General features: G+C 51.9%; 15 protein-coding genes. 13 read left to right on the forward strand and 2 right to left on the reverse strand.

Annotated features, from left to right (window positions below):
• The first annotated feature begins 62 nt into the window (after positions 1-62).
• Complete coding sequence (locus tag EV209_RS14850; protein ID WP_130436253.1) at positions 63-719, forward strand: HD domain-containing protein; 657 nt, start codon at positions 63-65, stop codon at positions 717-719.
• Between the two features lie 2 nt (positions 720-721).
• Here EV209_RS14850 and pyrB read toward each other — a convergent pair whose 3' ends face one another.
• Positions 722-1,654, reverse strand: coding sequence for an aspartate carbamoyltransferase (pyrB, locus tag EV209_RS14855; protein WP_130436254.1), 933 nt, complete (start codon positions 1,652-1,654; stop codon positions 722-724).
• Positions 1,655-1,671: 17 nt separating this feature from the next.
• Positions 1,672-2,208, reverse strand: a complete 537-nt coding sequence (locus EV209_RS14860) for a nitroreductase family protein (RefSeq protein WP_130436255.1) — start codon at positions 2,206-2,208, stop codon at positions 1,672-1,674.
• A gap of 164 nt (positions 2,209-2,372) precedes the next feature.
• Between EV209_RS14860 and EV209_RS14865 the strand changes: the two genes are divergently transcribed.
• The 12 genes from EV209_RS14865 to EV209_RS14920 all read left to right on the forward strand — a co-directional run bounded on the left by EV209_RS14865 (position 2,373) and on the right by EV209_RS14920 (position 17,886).
• Complete coding sequence (locus tag EV209_RS14865; protein WP_165388948.1) at positions 2,373-3,788, forward strand: SH3 domain-containing protein; 1,416 nt, start codon at positions 2,373-2,375, stop codon at positions 3,786-3,788.
• A gap of 24 nt (positions 3,789-3,812) precedes the next feature.
• Positions 3,813-5,198 (forward strand): aldehyde dehydrogenase, encoded by a 1,386-nt coding sequence (locus tag EV209_RS14870; RefSeq protein ID WP_130436257.1) that lies wholly within the window; start codon positions 3,813-3,815, stop codon positions 5,196-5,198.
• Between the two features lie 34 nt (positions 5,199-5,232).
• Complete coding sequence (locus EV209_RS14875) at positions 5,233-6,027, forward strand: ZIP family metal transporter (protein WP_130436258.1); 795 nt, start codon at positions 5,233-5,235, stop codon at positions 6,025-6,027.
• A 123-nt stretch (positions 6,028-6,150) separates the two neighbouring features.
• Positions 6,151-7,275: a CobW family GTP-binding protein gene (locus EV209_RS14880; protein WP_130436259.1), complete on the forward strand. Its 1,125-nt coding sequence runs from the start codon at positions 6,151-6,153 to the stop codon at positions 7,273-7,275.
• A 17-nt stretch (positions 7,276-7,292) separates the two neighbouring features.
• On the forward strand, positions 7,293-8,234 hold the full coding sequence (locus tag EV209_RS14885; protein WP_130436260.1) for a TIGR03943 family putative permease subunit: 942 nt from the start codon (positions 7,293-7,295) through the stop codon (positions 8,232-8,234).
• 64 nt (positions 8,235-8,298) lie between these two features.
• Positions 8,299-8,775: an RrF2 family transcriptional regulator gene (locus EV209_RS14890; RefSeq protein ID WP_130436261.1), complete on the forward strand. Its 477-nt coding sequence runs from the start codon at positions 8,299-8,301 to the stop codon at positions 8,773-8,775.
• Positions 8,735-9,169, forward strand: a complete 435-nt coding sequence (locus EV209_RS14895; protein WP_130436262.1) for a GNAT family N-acetyltransferase — start codon at positions 8,735-8,737, stop codon at positions 9,167-9,169. Before EV209_RS14890 ends, EV209_RS14895 begins: the two co-directional genes overlap by 41 nt.
• A gap of 38 nt (positions 9,170-9,207) precedes the next feature.
• Entirely contained in the window at positions 9,208-9,747 is a 540-nt protein-coding gene (locus tag EV209_RS14900) for a GrpB family protein (protein ID WP_130436263.1), read from the forward strand.
• Positions 9,748-9,831: 84 nt separating this feature from the next.
• A complete protein-coding gene (gene nifS / locus EV209_RS14905; protein WP_130436264.1) occupies positions 9,832-11,022 on the forward strand; it encodes a cysteine desulfurase NifS in 1,191 nt (396 codons plus the stop codon).
• Positions 11,009-11,386, forward strand: a complete 378-nt coding sequence (gene nifU, locus EV209_RS14910) for a Fe-S cluster assembly scaffold protein NifU (protein ID WP_130436265.1) — start codon at positions 11,009-11,011, stop codon at positions 11,384-11,386. Before nifS ends, nifU begins: the two co-directional genes overlap by 14 nt.
• A 253-nt stretch (positions 11,387-11,639) precedes the next feature.
• Positions 11,640-15,146 carry a glycosyl hydrolase gene (locus EV209_RS14915; protein WP_130436266.1) on the forward strand — a complete coding sequence of 1,169 codons (3,507 nt, stop codon included), beginning with the start codon at positions 11,640-11,642 and terminating at the stop codon, positions 15,144-15,146.
• Positions 15,147-15,372: 226 nt separating this feature from the next.
• Complete coding sequence (locus EV209_RS14920) at positions 15,373-17,886, forward strand: winged helix-turn-helix domain-containing protein (RefSeq protein WP_130436267.1); 2,514 nt, start codon at positions 15,373-15,375, stop codon at positions 17,884-17,886.
• Positions 17,887-18,045: the final 159 nt, after the last annotated feature.

Raw genomic sequence — 18,045 nt, forward strand, 5'->3', positions numbered from 1 at the left:
TTGAAACGATGATGGGGAGCCTCCGCCGCGGGGCTTTCCGGTGAAAGGGCGGAAAACTTCAGATGACTTATCAGGAAATCAGAGAAAATGAAGAAATAAAAGGGCTTATTGAAAATGGAAACCGGGTGCTGAAAGCCCTGGGTTATACAGAGCATTCCGAACGGCATGCAGTGAAAACGGCGGAGTGCGCCGGCAGTATTCTGAAGGAACTGGGATATGGAGAAGCGCAGATAGAGCTGGCGAGAATCGCGGGATATATGCACGATATCGGAAACAGCATCAATCGTCAGGATCATGCCCATACAGGAGCGGTCCTGGCTTATGGAATATTAAAAGAGATGGGAATGAAGATGCAGGATGTGCTGACTGTCACCACTGCCATCGGACAGCATGACGAAGCAACGGGAACAGCAGTGGATACCGTATCGGCAGCCCTGATTCTGGCGGACAAAACAGATGTCCGCCGGAACCGGGTGCAAAATCATGTCATTGCCAGCTTTGACATTCATGACCGGGTCAATTATGCTGCATTAGCTGCACGGCTGAGCATAGACAAGGAGCAGAAAACCATCCAGATGACTCTGGAGCTGGACGATTCCATGTGTTCGGTTATGGACTATTTTGAGATATTTCTAAACCGCATGATCATGTGCCGGAGGGCCGCCGAAGTGCTGGGCTGCCGTTTCAAGCTCCTGGCAAACGGCTATAAGCTCTGCTGACGTTACTCTCTGGGCACAATGTGATCCAGACCCAGCAGTGTGAGAATCAGGGCCATGCGGGCGTACACCCCATACTGCACCTGCCTGAAATATGCCGCCCGGGGATCATCATCCACCTCTACAGAGATTTCATTGACCCTGGGCAGAGGATGAAGCACCAGCATGTCCGGCCCCGCAAGGGCCATTTTTGCTTTATCCAGAATGTAGCAGTCTTTCATGCGGATGTACTCTTCTTCATTGAAGAAACGCTCTTTTTGAACGCGGGTCATGTAGAGCACGTCCAGTTTTGCCATGGCGTCTTCCAGGTTTTCCACTTCTTCATAAGGAATATGGTTTTCTTCCAGGACATCTATACGGATGTAATCCGGCACACGAAGTTCTCTGGGTGAAATCAACACAAACCGGACGCCGGTATAACGTACCAGAGCATGGATCAGAGAATGGACAGTCCTGCCGAATTTCAGGTCGCCGCAGAGCCCCACGGTCATATTGCCCAGCCGGCCTTTTAAAGTACGGATGGTCAGCAGGTCAGTGAGGGTCTGGGTAGGGTGCTGATGTCCGCCGTCGCCTGCGTTGATCACCGGGATAGAGGACTTGGTGGAAGCTACCATGGGAGCGCCTTCTTTGGGGTGGCGCATGGCGCAGATATCCGCATAACAGGAAATGATGCGGATCGTATCGGAAACACTCTCACCTTTTGCGGCGGAGCTGGAATCTGCGGAAGCAAAGCCGACGACGTTTCCGCCAAGGCTGAGCATCGCCGTCTCAAAACTGAGGCGGGTTCTGGTGCTGGGTTCGTAGAATAATGTTGCCAGCTTTTTTCCGTCACAGATATGAGCATATTGTTCTTTATGGTTTTCAATATGGTTTGCAAGATCCAGAAGTTCATCAATTTCCTCTACGGACAGGTCCATAGGGCTAAGTAAATGTTTCATGTTATTCTCCTTTGCGCTCATTTCCAGGTCAGCAGATCGGAAACTGTTTTCTTTTTCGGCACGGAAGCTTCACCGTCAGGATAGCCGGCGGCAATCAGAGAACAGATCAGCTGGCCTTCCGGAACCTCCAGCAGTTGGGAAGCTTTCTCAATATTAAAGATGCCCATGATGACAGTGCCCACGCCCAGTTCATGAGCTGCCAGGCAGAATGTCTGTCCGGCGCAGCCGCAGTCATACATCTGCCAGCCGTCTTTTTTTTCTGTGGAAAAAGAACCGTCTCTTTCATAGCCGGACCTCTTTTCCACCATGGCGGTGGCTACCAGCAAAGGCGCGCTTCTGATGATAGCAGCGTTATGGTCATCGCAGCACTCTGAGGCAATTTTTTCTTTCAGGACCGGGTCGTCCACCGCTATATACCGGGTGATTTGTGTGTTTTTCCAGGAAGGGGCATAGGAAGCGGCTTCCACGATCTGTTCCAGCAGCTTTCGTTCCACCGGTTTGCCTGTAAACTTCCGGATACTCCGTCTGGTACGGATGCAGGTGATAGTGTCCATAGTAAACCTCCTTTTTTCTCTACCGCATAGTATACACGATTTCAAGTTATTAGGAAAGGGTTTGGACAGAAAAAATACTGTGAAAAAACTGATTGCCAGAGATGCTTTTTTTGGATATACTGAAGGGAAGATGTAAGCACGAGAGGGGAAGAAGGTGCAATCAAATGGGCAAAAGACTGGGGGCGGGGCTTTTGTGCCTGCTTTTGTTTGGCGGGTGCGGGGGAAAAGATATGTATTATGTGGAAACCATAGGGGAGGTGGCCGGCATAGGGAATGAAGCGCAGGCATATGCGGAAGATAAAACCAGGAAGAAGGATGCAGAATATGAAAACCTGGAAGCTGCTTCCAGCATTTCCGGGGAATATTACTATGAAGAAGGGACAGGGAAACAATCCGCGGCAGGAGAGGGAATGTCAAATGCTGTTGTGGAAATCATATCAGAAACGGCGCAGGATATGGGGCAGAAAGACGAGATTAACAGCAGTATTCTGGAAACGCCGGGCACGAAAACTGTAGATCTGTCTTTTTTCTCAAAGATGTTGCCCGGTTCGGAGGTCCGCCGCATGATCGAAATGGTGGTTTATCCGGAACTGCCGTATCTGAATGAGCTTCCGCTGACGGACGGGGACAGAAAGGCGATTGAAGCGCGGAGGAACCTGGAGGGCATTCCCCCGGCAGTAGAGGTATCCTTCGGCGTGCTGACGGATAATACTTCTGTCAGGTCTTTTCCCACCTGGGATAAGAGTTCGTCAGAAATCGGGAGTATGGCCTTTGATTATTTCCAGCAGACCATGCTGACGGTGGGAGAAGGCGTGGCGGTGCTGCACCGGACAGCGGACGGGATCTGGTGTTTTGTGCAGGGAGAGACTTACAGCGGATGGATTGAAACTGCCTCTGTGGCGTTTTGCAGCCAGGCGGAGATGTTGAATTTGTCCAGGCCGCAGCAGGTTTTGGTAGCGCTGGACCAAATGAAATTAGAAAATAAAAATATCCGGATGGGGACTGTTTTTGCACTGGAAAATGTGAAAGAACAGTATTATACAGTGCGGATGCCTTCAAAGAGCGAAGACGGAACATTGAGAATCCAATATGTGCAGATTTCCAAAAGCGAACCTGTCCATGAAGGATATCTGCCATTTGACTGGAATCTGATTCTGGAACAGGCCGGAAAGCTGAAGGGCATGCCTTACGGCTGGGGCGATACCGGAGGAAATATGGACTGCTCCTCCACTATGTGCAGCGTGTACAAATGTTTTGGGATACGGCTCCCGAGAGACACTTCCGGGCAGTCCCTGATGTGCGGCATACAGCTGGAAGGGCTTGCCGCAGAGGAAAAACAGGAGATTTTGCGCGGCCTGAAGCCTGGCACGCTGCTCTACATGCCAGGACATGTAATGATGTATCTCGGAGAGGAGGAAGGCGAACCCAGGATTCTCCACAATGTGACAGCCTACTCTGAGAATGGGGATACCATATATGCGCAGCAGTGCTGCATCACAGGGCTGGATATTATGCGTATGAACGGGGAAAGCTATTGGGACTCCCTGACCGGGGCGTGGGAGCTCTGCACAGAGCCATAAGCAGAATGACCAGGAGGACAGCATATGAACTGCAGGATTGAGGAACTTGTAAATAAACAGAGAGCATATTTTGAAACCGGAGCCACAAAAAAGCCGGAAACCAGGCTGCAGGCTCTGATCCGTCTGAAGTTATCCATCCAGAGCCATGAGTCCGAAATACTGGAGGCGCTGAAGCAGGATCTGGGGAAATCCGCATTTGAATCCTATATGGCGGAAATTGGCATGGTGCTTTCTGAACTGAGCTATATCAGAAAACATCTGACAGCATGGGCGAGGCCCCGGAAAAGACCCGCTCCGCTGGCGCAGTTCCCTTCCTCCTGCCAGGTGATTCCAGAGCCTTATGGGGTAACGCTGATCATGGCGCCCTGGAATTATCCCTTTATGCTGTGCATGGACCCGCTGATCGGCGCTGTGGCGGCAGGAAACTGCTGTATTTTGAAACCGGCTAATTACTCAGCCGCTACTTCTGCCGTAATCAGAAAAATTGTGACGGAAGTTTTCCCAGAGGAATATGTGGCCGTGGTAGAAGGAGGCAGAGAGGAAAATGCAGAGCTTCTGAATCAGAAGTTTGACTATATTTTCTTCACAGGCAGCAGGAGAGTGGGCCAGCTGGTTCTGGAAAGAGCAGCGGTGCACGTAACGCCCGTCAGTCTGGAACTCGGAGGAAAAAGCCCCTGCATTGTGGATTTGTCTGCTAACCTGAAAATGGCGGCAAAGAGAATTGTGTTCGGCAAATTTCTTAATGCGGGCCAGACTTGTGTGGCGCCGGATTACCTGCTTGTGCACCGGGAGGTGAAGGAGGAGCTGCTGCGCTGGATCCGGCTGTATATCCGCAGGATGTATGGGGCGCATCCGCTTTATAATGAGAACTACCCTAAGATCATTACCGAGGCGCATTTTGACCGTGTGTGCGGTCTGATGGAAGGAAAGGATATCTTCCTGGGAGGACAAAGCAGCAGGGAAAAACAGAAAATCGCCCCTACTGTGCTGGACCATGCAGAGCTGACGGACCCGGTGATGCAGGAGGAGATTTTCGGACCGGTGCTGCCGGTATTGACTTATAAGACAGTAGATGAAGCAATCGCGATTCAGAAGAAGGTTTTAAACGGGGCAAAACCTCTGGCCCTGTATCTGTTCGCCCGGGATAAAACATGTATCAGAAAAGTTCTGGAGCAGATTTCGTTCGGCGGCGGCTGTATCAATGATACGATCGTGCATCTGGCCACTTCCCATATGGGTTTCGGAGGCGTGGGGGACAGTGGAATGGGCAGTTATCACGGAAAGCTCAGCTTTGATACTTTTACCCATGAGAAAAGCATTCTGAAAAAATCCAATTTTCTGGATCTGCCGGTGAGATACCAGCCTGCGCAGGTATGGAAAATGAAAGCGCTGCGCATATTTATGAAGTGAGGATAAATAACAGAAAAGTGCAAAGGAGGATTTGATGGACAGTCCTGTTTTATGGGCAGCCGGAGGGACCGGCTTTACATTTTTAATGACAACATTGGGCGCTGCAATGGTTTTTCTGTTTCGAAAACGTGCGAACCCGCTGATTCAACGGATTTTCTTGGGATTTGCCGCGGGAGTGATGATTGCGGCGTCCGTATGGAGCCTGCTGATTCCGGCGATTGAAGAAGCAGAGCAAAATGGCGGGATTGGCTGGATTCCTGCCGCAGGCGGCTTTGTGCTGGGTATTGTATTTCTGATGCTGATGGACAGCCTGCTGCCCCATCTGCACCCGGACGCAAAAGAGCCGGAGGGGATCTCTTCCGGCTGGAAGCGCACCACGCTGCTGGTTTCAGCGGTAACGCTCCACAATATCCCGGAAGGAATGGCGGTTGGCCTTTCCTTCGCCCTTGCCGCGCAGCATGGGGCGGACCCTGGGGCAATGGCCGCCGCCATAGCCCTTGCCGTGGGCATGGGCATACAGAATTTCCCGGAAGGAGCGGCAATATCCCTGCCGCTGCGGCAGGAAGGGATGAAAGCTTCCAAAGCATTTTTGCTGGGAAGCCTGTCCGGGTTTGTGGAACCTGTGTTTGGAATTCTGGTAGTGCTGATTGCCGGTACCATTCAGCCTTTGATGCCCTGGCTGCTTTCTTTTGCAGCTGGAGCCATGATGTATGTAGTGGTGGAGGAACTGATTCCGGAGGCCCATCTGGGCGAACATTCCAATACAGGAACTCTGGGGGTGATGGGCGGTTTTCTGATTATGATGGTGCTGGATGTGGCGCTGGGTTGACGGAAAAGAAAAAAAGGTGTAAGATTTGGGGTAGCAAATCAGAAGGTTGCTGCCCCTTGTTTATTGAAACAGTATGTTTTGCTCCGGCGGACAGCGGGCCTGCCTTTGGAAGGAGATTAGAAGATGACAAAAGTAGATATTGTTTCCGGATTCCTGGGAGCCGGAAAGACAACATTGATTAAACAATTAATTTCCGGAATCTGGAAAGGGGAGAAGATTGTTCTCATTGAAAATGAATTTGGGGAAATCGGAATTGACGGAGGCTTCCTGAAAAATGCAGGCGTAGAGATTACAGAGATGAATTCCGGCTGTATCTGCTGTACGCTGGTGGGCGATTTCAGCGAGGCGCTGAAAAAGGTGGTGGATCAGTTTGCGCCCGACCGGATTATCATTGAGCCGTCCGGCGTGGGCAAGCTGTCGGATGTGGCCCGGGCGGTGGAGGATGTCAGCGGTGAAACCGGCATGGAGCTGGATGCGCGGATCACGGTGGCGGATGCCAAAAAGGCCAGAATGTATATGAAAAATTTCGGCGAATTTTTTAACGATCAGATTGAACATGCCGGCACCATTGTGCTGAGCAGAACGCAGGATGTTTCAGGAGAGCGCCTGGAGGAGAGTGTCCGCCTGATCCGCGGACACAATGCGGAAGCGGCAGTCATCACAACGCCCTGGGACCAGCTGACAGACGAAACTCTGGCCGAAGCGGTCAGCCGTTCTCACAGCCTTCTGGACCAGCTGCTGGCGGGTCATGATCACGAGGATCACAGCTGCTGCTGCCATGAAGAACATGACCATGGACATGACCATGACCACGAGGAACATGACCACCTCCATGACCACGATCATGAAGATCACAGCCGCTGCGGCCACAGCCATGAAGACCACGATCACTGCTGCGGTCACGAGGATCACGACCATTGCGGCCATGAAAACCATGACCATTGTCCTGACCACCATCACCATCATCATGCGGATGAGGTATTTACCAGCTGGGGCCGTGAAACCGCGCATCAGTATACGAAAGAGGAGCTGGAGTCAGTGCTGAAGATTCTGTCTGAAACTGCGCTGCTGGGCAATGTGCTCCGGGCTAAAGGAATCGTTCCCGCCAGGGACGGCGGATGGATGGAGTTTGACCTTGTTCCGGGCGAGTACGAGATCCGGAAAGGCGCGCCGGATTATACGGGCAAGCTGTGCGTCATTGGCACGGACCTGCCGGAGGCGGAGCTGGCAGAGGCGTTCAAAGCATAAAAAGTTGAGGAGAAGTGATGGGAGTACCGGTTTATTTATTTACAGGTTTTCTGGAGAGCGGAAAGACTACTTTGATTAAGGATACCATTGCCAGCCCTGATTTTGCGGATGTGTCCAGCACGCTCCTGATCCTCTGTGAAGAGGGGGAAGAAGAGTATGATCCGGCTTTCTGCAGCGAACACCAGGTGACTGTGGTGACAGTTGAAAATAAAGAAGATATGACAGAAAAGCTGCTGGAAGGCTTTGCAGGCGCATATGATGCAGAACAGGTGATGATCGAATACAACGGGACCTGGGAAATGGATCTGATTCTGGATATGGATATGCCTGAGGGATGGGAGCTGCAGGGCATCTATACAACAGTGAACGCAGATACAGCGGACAGTTATCTGGCAAATATGCGCCAGATGTTTCTGGAGCCTATGCGTTATTCCAACCTCATCATCGTAAACCGCAGCGGCGAGCAGCTGGACAAGCTGAAGCTGCGGAGAACAGTGAAAGTATTTAATCCCCGGGCGCAGCTGGTATTTGAACGCCCTGACGGAACGCCGGAACAGGATTTAGGCGATGAACTGCCTTACGATCTGAGCCAGAGTTTTATTGAACTGGAGAGTTTTGACTATGGGCTCTGGTATCTGGATGTGTCAGAAAACCCGAAAAAGTATAACAATAAGACATTTAAGTTTCTGGCCCAGGTCTATAAAGGAAAGAACATGCGCCACAGAATTTTTGTCCCGGGCCGTTTCATTATGACCTGCTGTGCAAATGACGTACAGTTCCTGGGATATCTGTGCCGGTATTCCATGCCGGAATTCCCCTATCAGGACAGGGACTGGGTCACGGTTACGGTGACCTGCCGGTACGAATTTGCCAGGGAGTACGGGAAGCGCGGGCCGGTTTTATACCTGCAGGAAATTCTTCCCGCTAAAAAGCCGGAAGAAGAATTGGTATACTTTTAAAAACCAAGCTTTACAGAATAAGATCCCGGTTCAATACCTGAGAGAAAAGGAGGGGAAGGCCGCCATGATGGTATCTACAAAGGGCCGCTATGCGCTGCGGGTGATGCTGGATTTATCGCTGCATGACACTGACGATTATATATCCCTGAAAGTAATCGCAGAACGGCAGGGTATTTCCATGAAATACCTGGAAATGGTAGTGGCTATGCTGCACAAAGCAAAGATGGTCCGCAGCATGCGGGGGAAAGACGGCGGATACCAGCTGAGCCGGAAACCTTCTGAATACACCATAGGGTCAATTCTGAAGCTGACAGAGGGCACGCTGGCTCCTGTGGCCTGTGTGGAAGACGGCAGACCGGCCTGTACAAGAGCGGAAAGCTGCCTGACTCTTCCTATGTGGATGCAGCTGGACGAAATTATTGACCAATACCTGGAAAGCGTGACGCTGGAAGATCTGATTTTAGGAAGGGCAAAGATAGGATCAGAAGGGCAGGAAGATTATGAATTGTTTGATCAGGAACATGAATCCACAGGATTATAACTCCGTCCGTCTGTTGTGGGATTCCACGCCTGGCATGGGGCTCAACGATTATGATGATTCTGAAATCGGGATCCGCAGGTTTTTGAGCAGAAATCCCGGGACATGTTTCGTGGCGGAACATAGGGCGACTTTGGCAGGCGTTATCCTGGCGGGCCATGACGGCCGCCGCGGCCATATCTATCATATGGCGGTGGCAGAACGGTTCCGGGGCGGCGGAATTGGAGCGGGTCTGGTAACAGCGGCTCTGTCTGCGCTGGAATCTGAGGGAATCCAGAAGGTTTCTCTGGTAGCCTTTGCCCGGAATGAAGCCGGAAACAGCTTTTGGAAGCATATGGGATTTACGCTGCGGGAAGATCTGATTTATTGGGATAAAGTTTTAGGCAGGCCGGGATGACGGCCTGCCTTATTTGAAGTTTTCGTGAGGAATCTGTTATGATAGGGCTAAAAAGAGGAACCGTGGAGCTGCTGCCTCATCAAGAGGCATGGAGCCAAAATGCTGAAAAAATAATAGGGATTTTAAAACAGCTTTTAGGAAATATCGCTGTGGATATCCAGCATGTGGGAAGTACCGCTGTAGTGGCAATTCAAGCAAAACCCATTATTGATATTGCTGCAGGCGTCTGGGATTTGAGCGAAGTCTTGCCTTATATTGAAACGCTGGAACAGCATGGTTTTATTTTTCGCGGAGAAGATGTTCCGGGGCAGCTTCTGTTCGTAATGGGTGATTTTGAAAATGATACGCGCACGCATCATATTCATGTTGTAAAGTGGAATAGCACAGCGTGGAATAACTATATCAATTTTCGGGATTACCTGAATGCGCACCCAGAAAAAGCAATGAACTATGACGTGTGCAAACAGAGATTGGCTTTGCAGTTTCCAAATGACCGGAATCGCTATACTTCAGGCAAACAGAAACTAATAGAGTGCCTGCTGATAGAAGCAGGCGCATGGAAATCACAGGCACAGTGATGATAATATTCCTATTGACTATATAGGAATTAAGTGGTATAAATATCCTATGGATAAAATAGGAATTTGAAAAGAGGGTTTGAGATGAATATTTATGCAGATCAGGCCGCAACTACGCGGATCAGCGAAACGGCCAAAAAAGCGATGCTGGATTGTATGGACAAGGCCTACGGAAACCCCTCCAGCCTCCATACGCCTGGACAGACGGCCAAAGAGTATCTGGAGGCGGCAAGAATTAGTGTGGCGGAGCAGATCGGCGCCCGGCCAGCTGAAATATACTTTACTTCCGGAGGAAGCGAATCAGATAATCAGGCGATTTTCAGCGCTGCGAGGCTGGGAGCGATGAAGGGAAAGAGACATATTGTTTCTACTAAAATTGAGCACCATGCGGTGCTTCATGTCCTGAAACGTCTGGAAAAGGAAGGGTTTGAAGTGACGTATCTGGACGTTCACGGGGACGGAATCGTCAGGCCGGAGGAGGTTTGCAGCGCAATTCGGGAAGATACGGCGCTGGTGAGCGTGATGTATGCGAATAACGAAATCGGTACTCTTCAGCCCATAAGAGAGGTCGGAAGAATCTGCCGGGAAAAAAAGGTGCTGTTTCATACGGACGCGGTTCAGGCGGCCGGGCATGTATCAATTGACGTGGAACGGGATTCGGTGGACATGCTTTCTCTATCCGGCCACAAGTTCTGCGGCCCCAGGGGAGCCGGCGCTCTGTACGTGAAAAAAGGAGTTCCATTGCTGAATCTGATTGAAGGCGGCGCGCAGGAGAGAGGAAAACGGGCAGGAACAGAAAATCTGCCGGCTATTGTGGGGATGGCGGCGGCCCTGGAAGAATCCTGCCGGCGGATGGACGAGGACGGAAGAAAGGTCACGGAGCTGCGTGAGAGGCTGATTGACGGGCTATTGCGGATTCCCCATTCCAGGCTGAACGGCGACAGAAAGAGGAGGCTGCCCGGCAATATAAATGTATGTTTTGAGGGAATTGAAGGGGAATCTCTGCTGCTGCTTCTGGACGCCAGAGGTATTGCCGCTTCGTCCGGTTCTGCCTGCACCTCCGGTTCTCTGGACCCCAGCCATGTGCTTCTTGCCCTTGGCCTTCCCCATGAAGTGGCCCACGGATCTTTGCGGCTGACCATCGGCCCGGATAATACTGCGGAAGAAATAGATTATATGGTTGAGAATATAAAGCAGGTGGTGGAGTATCTCCGGAACATGTCTCCGGTATGGGAAGAATTGCAGAAAGGGGAGCGCAGATATGTTATACAGTGAAAAAGTAATGGATCATTTTACCAATCCCAGGAATATGGGGAAGATGGAGGACGCCGACGGAATCGGCCAGGTGGGCAACGCAAAATGCGGCGATATCATGAAGATGTATATTAAAGTAAAGGACGGAGTGATTGAAGATGTGAAATTCAACACGTTTGGATGCGGATCTGCCATTGCCTCCAGTTCCATGGCTACGGAAATGATTAAAGGGAAGCCGGTGGAAGAAGCGCTGAAATTGTCCAATCAGGCTGTGGTGGAGGCACTGGACGGGCTGCCGGCCAACAAAATCCATTGTTCCGTATTGGCGGAAGAAGCCGTACAGGCAGCTGTAGAAGACTATTATAAAAAGCAGGCTGAAAAGTAGACGGCATTGTATATTTCTAAAGGTTTTTGTAGATACGCCTGATGGTGGAAAACAGACAGATATATTATACTGCAGGTAATGTGGGATGGTATAGCTGTCTGTTTTTGATTGCATGGGGAACTGCGTTCCCCATGCAATCAAAACCTTCCGCGCTAAGGAAAAATGGCCGCGAAAGCGACCGCGCTTCGGCGGGAGAGTCTGGCTTGCCGGACTCTTTGCAAAGAAAAACACAGAAGATCAGGAGGATACAAGTATGAATTGGATGAAGCAGTTTCAGAATCCGCCCAGGGAATACAGCGCGGTGCCGCTGTGGTTCTGGAATGGGACGCTGGAACCGGACCGGCTCAGATGGCAGATCGACGAGATGGTTGACAAGGGGATATACGGAGCTTTTATGCACGCCCGCGCATATCTGAAAACACCCTACCTGGAACAGGAATGGTGGGACGCGGTGGAAGCCTGTGTGGACGAGGGAAAAAGGAAAGGCTTTGGAGCGTGGCTGTATGATGAGTACGCCTGGCCCTCCGGTACGGCAGGCAGCGTGTTTGAATATGGATATCAGAAACCTTCCAGAGTTCTGGCGGAGGGGGAATGCAATATGGCAAAAGGGCTGGAGGTGAAGTCTTTTGCATCAGAGAGGGGAGAAATCCTGAAAGATAAGCTGAATGCGGAGCTGAAAAAAGACAGCCGGCGCCCTCTTGCAGTGTATCTTTTGCAGGGAGAAGAAAAATCAGCGGAAATTATCAGGCTGGATCCTGAAAATATCCCGGAAGCCTATGGAGTTATAATGGCTTTTTACAGGAAAGTATATCCTCATTATGTGGATTATATGAACAAAGATACGATACGGCTGTTTATGCAGTATACCTATGAAGAATATGAAAAACGCTTTGGAAAAGAATTCGGCAGTGTAATCCCGGGCGCGTTTCTGGATGAAATCTACATGGCCGGAAAACCCATTCCCTGGACTGACCGGCTCCCGGATGAGTTTGAAGCCCGCTGCGGTTATGAACTGTGGGATTATCTGCCCTGGCTGATGGAAGGGGAAACAGAACAGGCAAAAGCGTTTCGCCGGGATTTCTACAGTGTAACAGCACAGCTGTATGAAGAAGCGGTTTTCAAGCAGATCGGGGACTGGTGCGAAGAGCGGGGGCTGATTTTTACCGGCCATACAGAGGAGATTTTGAAGGACCATCCCCGCAGGCAGGGAAATTATTTTGATACCATGCGCCATATGCACAATCCCGGTTCGGATATCCACGGATACCGGTACGGTTTTCCACGCTGGATCAAGCCCTGCGAACCCAAATATGCTGTATCCGTAGCCCGGGCGTATGGAAAAAAACGGGCCATGGCAGAGTCCATGGGCGGGGCAGGCTGGGCCTGCAGCCTGCAGCAGTTCAAGCAGGGCATCAATGTGATGGCGGGACTGGGGACAAACCAGTTTGTCCTGCACGGATTTTACTATGAATGCGAGCATCAGGGAGCGCAGGCAGACTGGCCCACCAGCTTTTTCTACCAGAATCCCTACTGGAAATATTTCCGCATTTTCAGCGATTATATGAGCCGGATCAGCTATCTCAACAGCCTGGGCAAACCGGTGGTAAAAGTGGGAATCTATTATCCCATAGAAGCGCTGGCAGAGGAGACAGAGGCGGGGAAGAGCACATCATCCGGCTGTTCTGTACACGACGGATTCCATAAGACCCTTTACGGTCTGCTCCGCCATCAAATCGACGCGGACATGATTGATGGAGAGAATCTTCTGAAGGCAGAAATGGGAGACGGAATAGCCAGGATCGGGGACCAGTGCTTCCAGGTGCTGATCCTGCCGGAATATGGGAGGCTGACAGAGGGACTGGAGGAAAAGCTGCGCTGTTTTGTCCGGTCAGGGGGCCATGTTCTGGCTTATGGCTGCAGCGGCGGAGTCCGGCTGCCATCAGACTTGCTGACTCAGCCTGCCTGCAGGGCAGAACAGATCTACCGCTGCATCTTGGAGCTGGGCGTGCCGGACATCCGGGTGAATTATGGAAACAGATACGAGTTGTTTGTGAATTGCCGGGAAATGAACGGGGAACGGTGGTATTTCCTGGGAAGCGGAGCGGATGAGGAAAAAGACCTGGAACTGTGGGTGCGGGGAAGCGGAGCTATGCGGTGGCTGGATCCGGAGTCAGGAGAAATGACCCCGGTATATTCTGTTGCTTCAGGGGACGGAAGAATGGTGCGGGTCCATCTGGCTCCCGCCCAGGCGGGCTGGCTTCTTCTGACAGACAAGCTGCAGGAACAGGCGCCTGAACTATGGCAGGAGGATGACTGTCAGCAGATCGGAGGACGCTGGGAAACGCAGATTCTGGATAAAACGCTGGACGATATATGGTCGGATCAGGCGGATTGCTGCTCCTTAAGCATTCCTGTTTGTATGTTTTCCAGCAGTCTGGACCCTTCTCCAAGGGAAATCAGGATCTGCAATAAAGAAGGGGAACCTGGGTACTGCGGGCGTCACCTGAGCCTGTGGAAAGGATCCTGGATCACCAGAAGGGCCTTCTGGCATGATGGGACGGATGACGGAGACCTCTATTTCCGCAGGAAATTCCGGCTGGACCATATCCCTGAACGCGGACGGATCTGCATTGCAGCGGTGGATACGGCTGAAATATTTGTCAATGGGGTCAGCGCAGGAGTTGTCCGGGGGTATGCTGTGCCGCAGGAAATAGAGCTGAAAGGGCTGAAACAGGGGGACAACCTGCTGGCGGTCCATGTAATCAACCACAATCCCATTGACGACTGCGATATGTGCGCCACGGATGAGCTTCCTCCGGACCGGTATATTTCCCTGCTGCTGGAAGCAGAAATTAAAACGGAAGAGGAGATTTTCCGCCTGAGCAGCGACGGCAGCTTTATTGTGTGCGGTCAGGAGAGGGAAGGATGGAATCAGCCGGAATGGGATTATGAGTCTGTGGCCAGGAGAATTGCCTGGGAAAGCGCCCGGCCTTTCGGAGGCTCAGATCCGGAGTGGACCTTTGCCTGGGAGAGAGGAAAACTGCCGCTGCAGCCCTGGGGGGATCTGCCCCTATTCGGACAGAGCATATCTTTCCCGGTAACGCTCACCTACCAAATCGAAGTTCCGGCCGGCGCCTGTGAAATCTGCCTCCCGGAAACAGAAGGAAAATTCACTTGTTCACTGGATGGCGCAGGGCTGCAGGAAAAAGATTTTCCGGTGCGGATGAAACCTGAAAACAGAGCGAGACAGCTGATTCTGAGAATGGAGGCAGGGAGCGGGCAGGACGGCCTGAAAGCTCCGCTTGAAATCAGGATGGCGCCGTTTTTCGCGCCATTGTGCGATTGGAGGATGCACGGCCTGAAGTGGTACGCCGGGCGCGTGCTTTACCGGAATCATTTTACCCTGAAACAAGAGCCGGGACGGTATCTGCTGCGCCTGGGGCAGATCTGTTTCCACGCGGAAGTCTGGATCAACGGAAAACTGGCAGCGGTGAAGTTATGGGAGCCTTACGAGGTGGATGCAACAGAATTTGTACATCCGGGAGAAAATGAGATCACGGTAATTGTATCCAATTCTGCCGCGAACCAGCGGAGGTATATGCTGGTGGATGAAGGAATGGCCCTGGGCTGGAACCGCTACTGGAATGAAGATAATATAGACCGGGATGGGGAAAACCTCCTGTCCGGGCTGCTGGGGCCTGTAAAACTCTATCATATGCACAGGACATTGACCGCCGCTTTTGTTCCGAATTCGGTATAACTGGTCTGCTGGAACCTTTAATGCGTGGGACTTTTTTGCGGAATCTCTTGAAAGTATTTCAATATTCGTATATTATATAAATACGTGCCGGAGCGGTGTGTTTTGCAATACTGCGCTAAGGGACCCATTCCTGGCCAGACCCGTTTCGGATGGTGATGGGTGATTCCCGCTGATGCGGAAAGCCAACGGACCTGCGCAAAATGATAAAGAAAGGTGGCGATAGGTCATGAGCTATTATCCGCACCTGAATGATATTTATATAACAGAACGCCTTAAGCAGCGGCTGACGGTTATCGGCAGCGCCTCGATCACCACCGTCATTGCGCCCATGGGCTTTGGCAAGACCACGGCGATTACATGGTGGATGAAGCAGCAGACCAAATATCATCCTGACTGGATCATTCTGCGGCAGATGATCGACACGCCCAGCGCTACGGATTTCTGGACAGGACTCTGCCGGGCGCTGCGGGGTTATCCCACGCTGGCGGAGCAGCTCGCGGCGCTGGGATTTCCGGGCGATATTCAAGCCATGTCCATTATGGCTGAGTTAATCGAGGATGCGCTGCCGGAAACAGACAGGCGAATTTACTATGTGCTGGATGACCTGCACATTTTCACGGATAAGCAGCTTGCTTCCTTGCTGCTGTATCTCTCCCGCCGTTTGGAGAACCGCATACAATTCCTCCTTCTCTCCCGAAGCCAGATATTTGGTGAGGAAGAGCGGATGCGCATGGGCGCAAGTCTCGGAGAGATCACCGCCGACGACCTGCGGCTGCATGGAAACGAAGTTGCACAATACGCAAAACGGTGCGGGCTGACAGCGGAGGAGCGTGACATTGCCGCCCTTGCCGCCGCCAGCGAGGGATGGATTTCCATGGTTTACCTGAACTTCAAGGCGTATGCCCAGACTGGGGCATGGATTTCCGGCAGCGCCGATATTTTTAATCTGATCGATCAGATTTTGCTCTCCCCCCTGCCGGAACGCCAGCAGGAATTTTTGATCCTGATCGGTATCACAGATGGTTTTACAGCGGTGGAAGCTGCCTGGCTCTGGCAGCAGTCCGATACGGAGGAACTTTTGGAATCCCTGTCGCAAAGCAATGCCTTCATTACCCGGAATGAAAACGGCGTATACCGCTATCACCATATGCTGCGTCAATGTGTGCGCCAGAAGTTTTCCCAGCTTCCGGCCGACCGTCAGTCGGCCGCATACGCCCGTCTGGGCGACTGGCATATGAACCGGCAGGAATATGTCGCCGCAGAGCTTTCCTATCATCGGGCGGGGGCTTGGGGCAAGCTGCTGGACGCGCTGAGTACCGACTGCGGAAAATCTTTGGGCAGTGAGTATGGGGAGACGCTGTATCAGTGGAGCGTGGAGTGCCCTGTCTCCCTTTTGATGGGGCATCCCGACGCGGTGCTGGTGCTGATGCACAAGCTGTTCGCATTTCAGCACGTCCCCGAAATGCTTCGGCTGAAAGAGATTTTGCTAAAAAGCCTTGAAACAAACACATCGCTGACGGAACAGGAACGGCAGGACTATCTGGGTGAATATGAGCTGGTTATCGGCTTTTTGCAATACAATGACATATCCGCCATGAGCGCCCACCAACGTAACGCCTGTACCATGATGAGCCGCTTTTCCCGCTGCATCGACCCTGACAGTGCCTGGACCTTTGGCGCGCCGTCCGTACTCATGATGTACCACCGCGCCGTGGGCGAGCTGGATCACGAAACCGCTAAAATGCGGGAATTTATCCCCTATTATTATCAAGTAGTGGATGGTCACGGAAACGGCGCGGAGCATGTCATGCAGGGCGAAACGGATTTTATGCGAAACCGCCTGACCGACGCACAGATCAGCTATCATCTGGCCGTAGGCGCTGCTACCCGGCGCAGGCAGCACAGTATTGGGGTGACGGCTGAATTTCTTGGAATGCGCATGGCGCTGCTGGAAGGCGACGCCGAAAAGCTCCGGACAATCATGACCGGACTGCGAGACAGTCTGCGGGAAAACAAGCAGTATATCTTGCTGAATACTTTGGATATGTGCCAGACATGGATTTATTCTTTGTTGGGCCGTACAGAGGAGGTTCCGGCGTGGATTGCCAGCGGAGCGCCCTCATCCATGGTGATGTACCCTGCCGCCCCCATGTTGGAGGCTATCTATATACAATACCTCTTGGCGCAAGGCAGATACACAGAGGTTGTGGCGAAAAAGGGAGAAGCCGCCGCGCTTTATGAAAGAGTCCACTCCCTCCAATGCAGTATACATTTACATATCCAGCTTGCCGCTGCGCTGGATCAGCTCGGACGCCGGGGACAGGCTATAGAGGAACTGAAAACCGCATTGGAACTGGCTTTGCCGGACGGCAGTGTGATGCCCTTCGCGGAAAACTGCGACTATATCATAACTCAACTGCAAGAGCTGCAAAAGCGCGATATCTACCCGGATCAGATCGAAAAAATTCTCACGCTGGCAGCGGAGTACAGAAAAAGTAAGCAGCGGATTTTACGCGCCCTATGGGGCGAAGATGAGGACTACGGCCTCAGCGGGCGGGAACTGGAGATTGCAAAGCTCGCGGCACAGCGCCTGACCAACCGAGAAATCGCAGACAGGCTGCATCTGGCCCAAGGAACCATAAAAAATCAGCTTTCCCGCATTTTCGAGAAGCTTGAGATAAGCCCAGACAGCAAAAACAAGCGTCTGGAACTGGAAAAACGCTTCCGCACAGAAAAGTAGTGACCTATGGTAACACTACAAAAAGCAAATGCCACTGTACAATTAATGTGTACAGTGGCGTTTTTGTGTGCGCCCGGCGGCGCACGTTTCTAACCGGTGCAAGTCCGGAATCCGCCCGGTAGTGGGAAGGATATAGCCGAAGGCAAGGGTGTCCATCGT

This window comes from Cuneatibacter caecimuris (assembly GCF_004216775.1).
GTDB classification, from domain to species: Bacteria; Bacillota; Clostridia; order Lachnospirales; family Lachnospiraceae; genus Cuneatibacter; species Cuneatibacter caecimuris.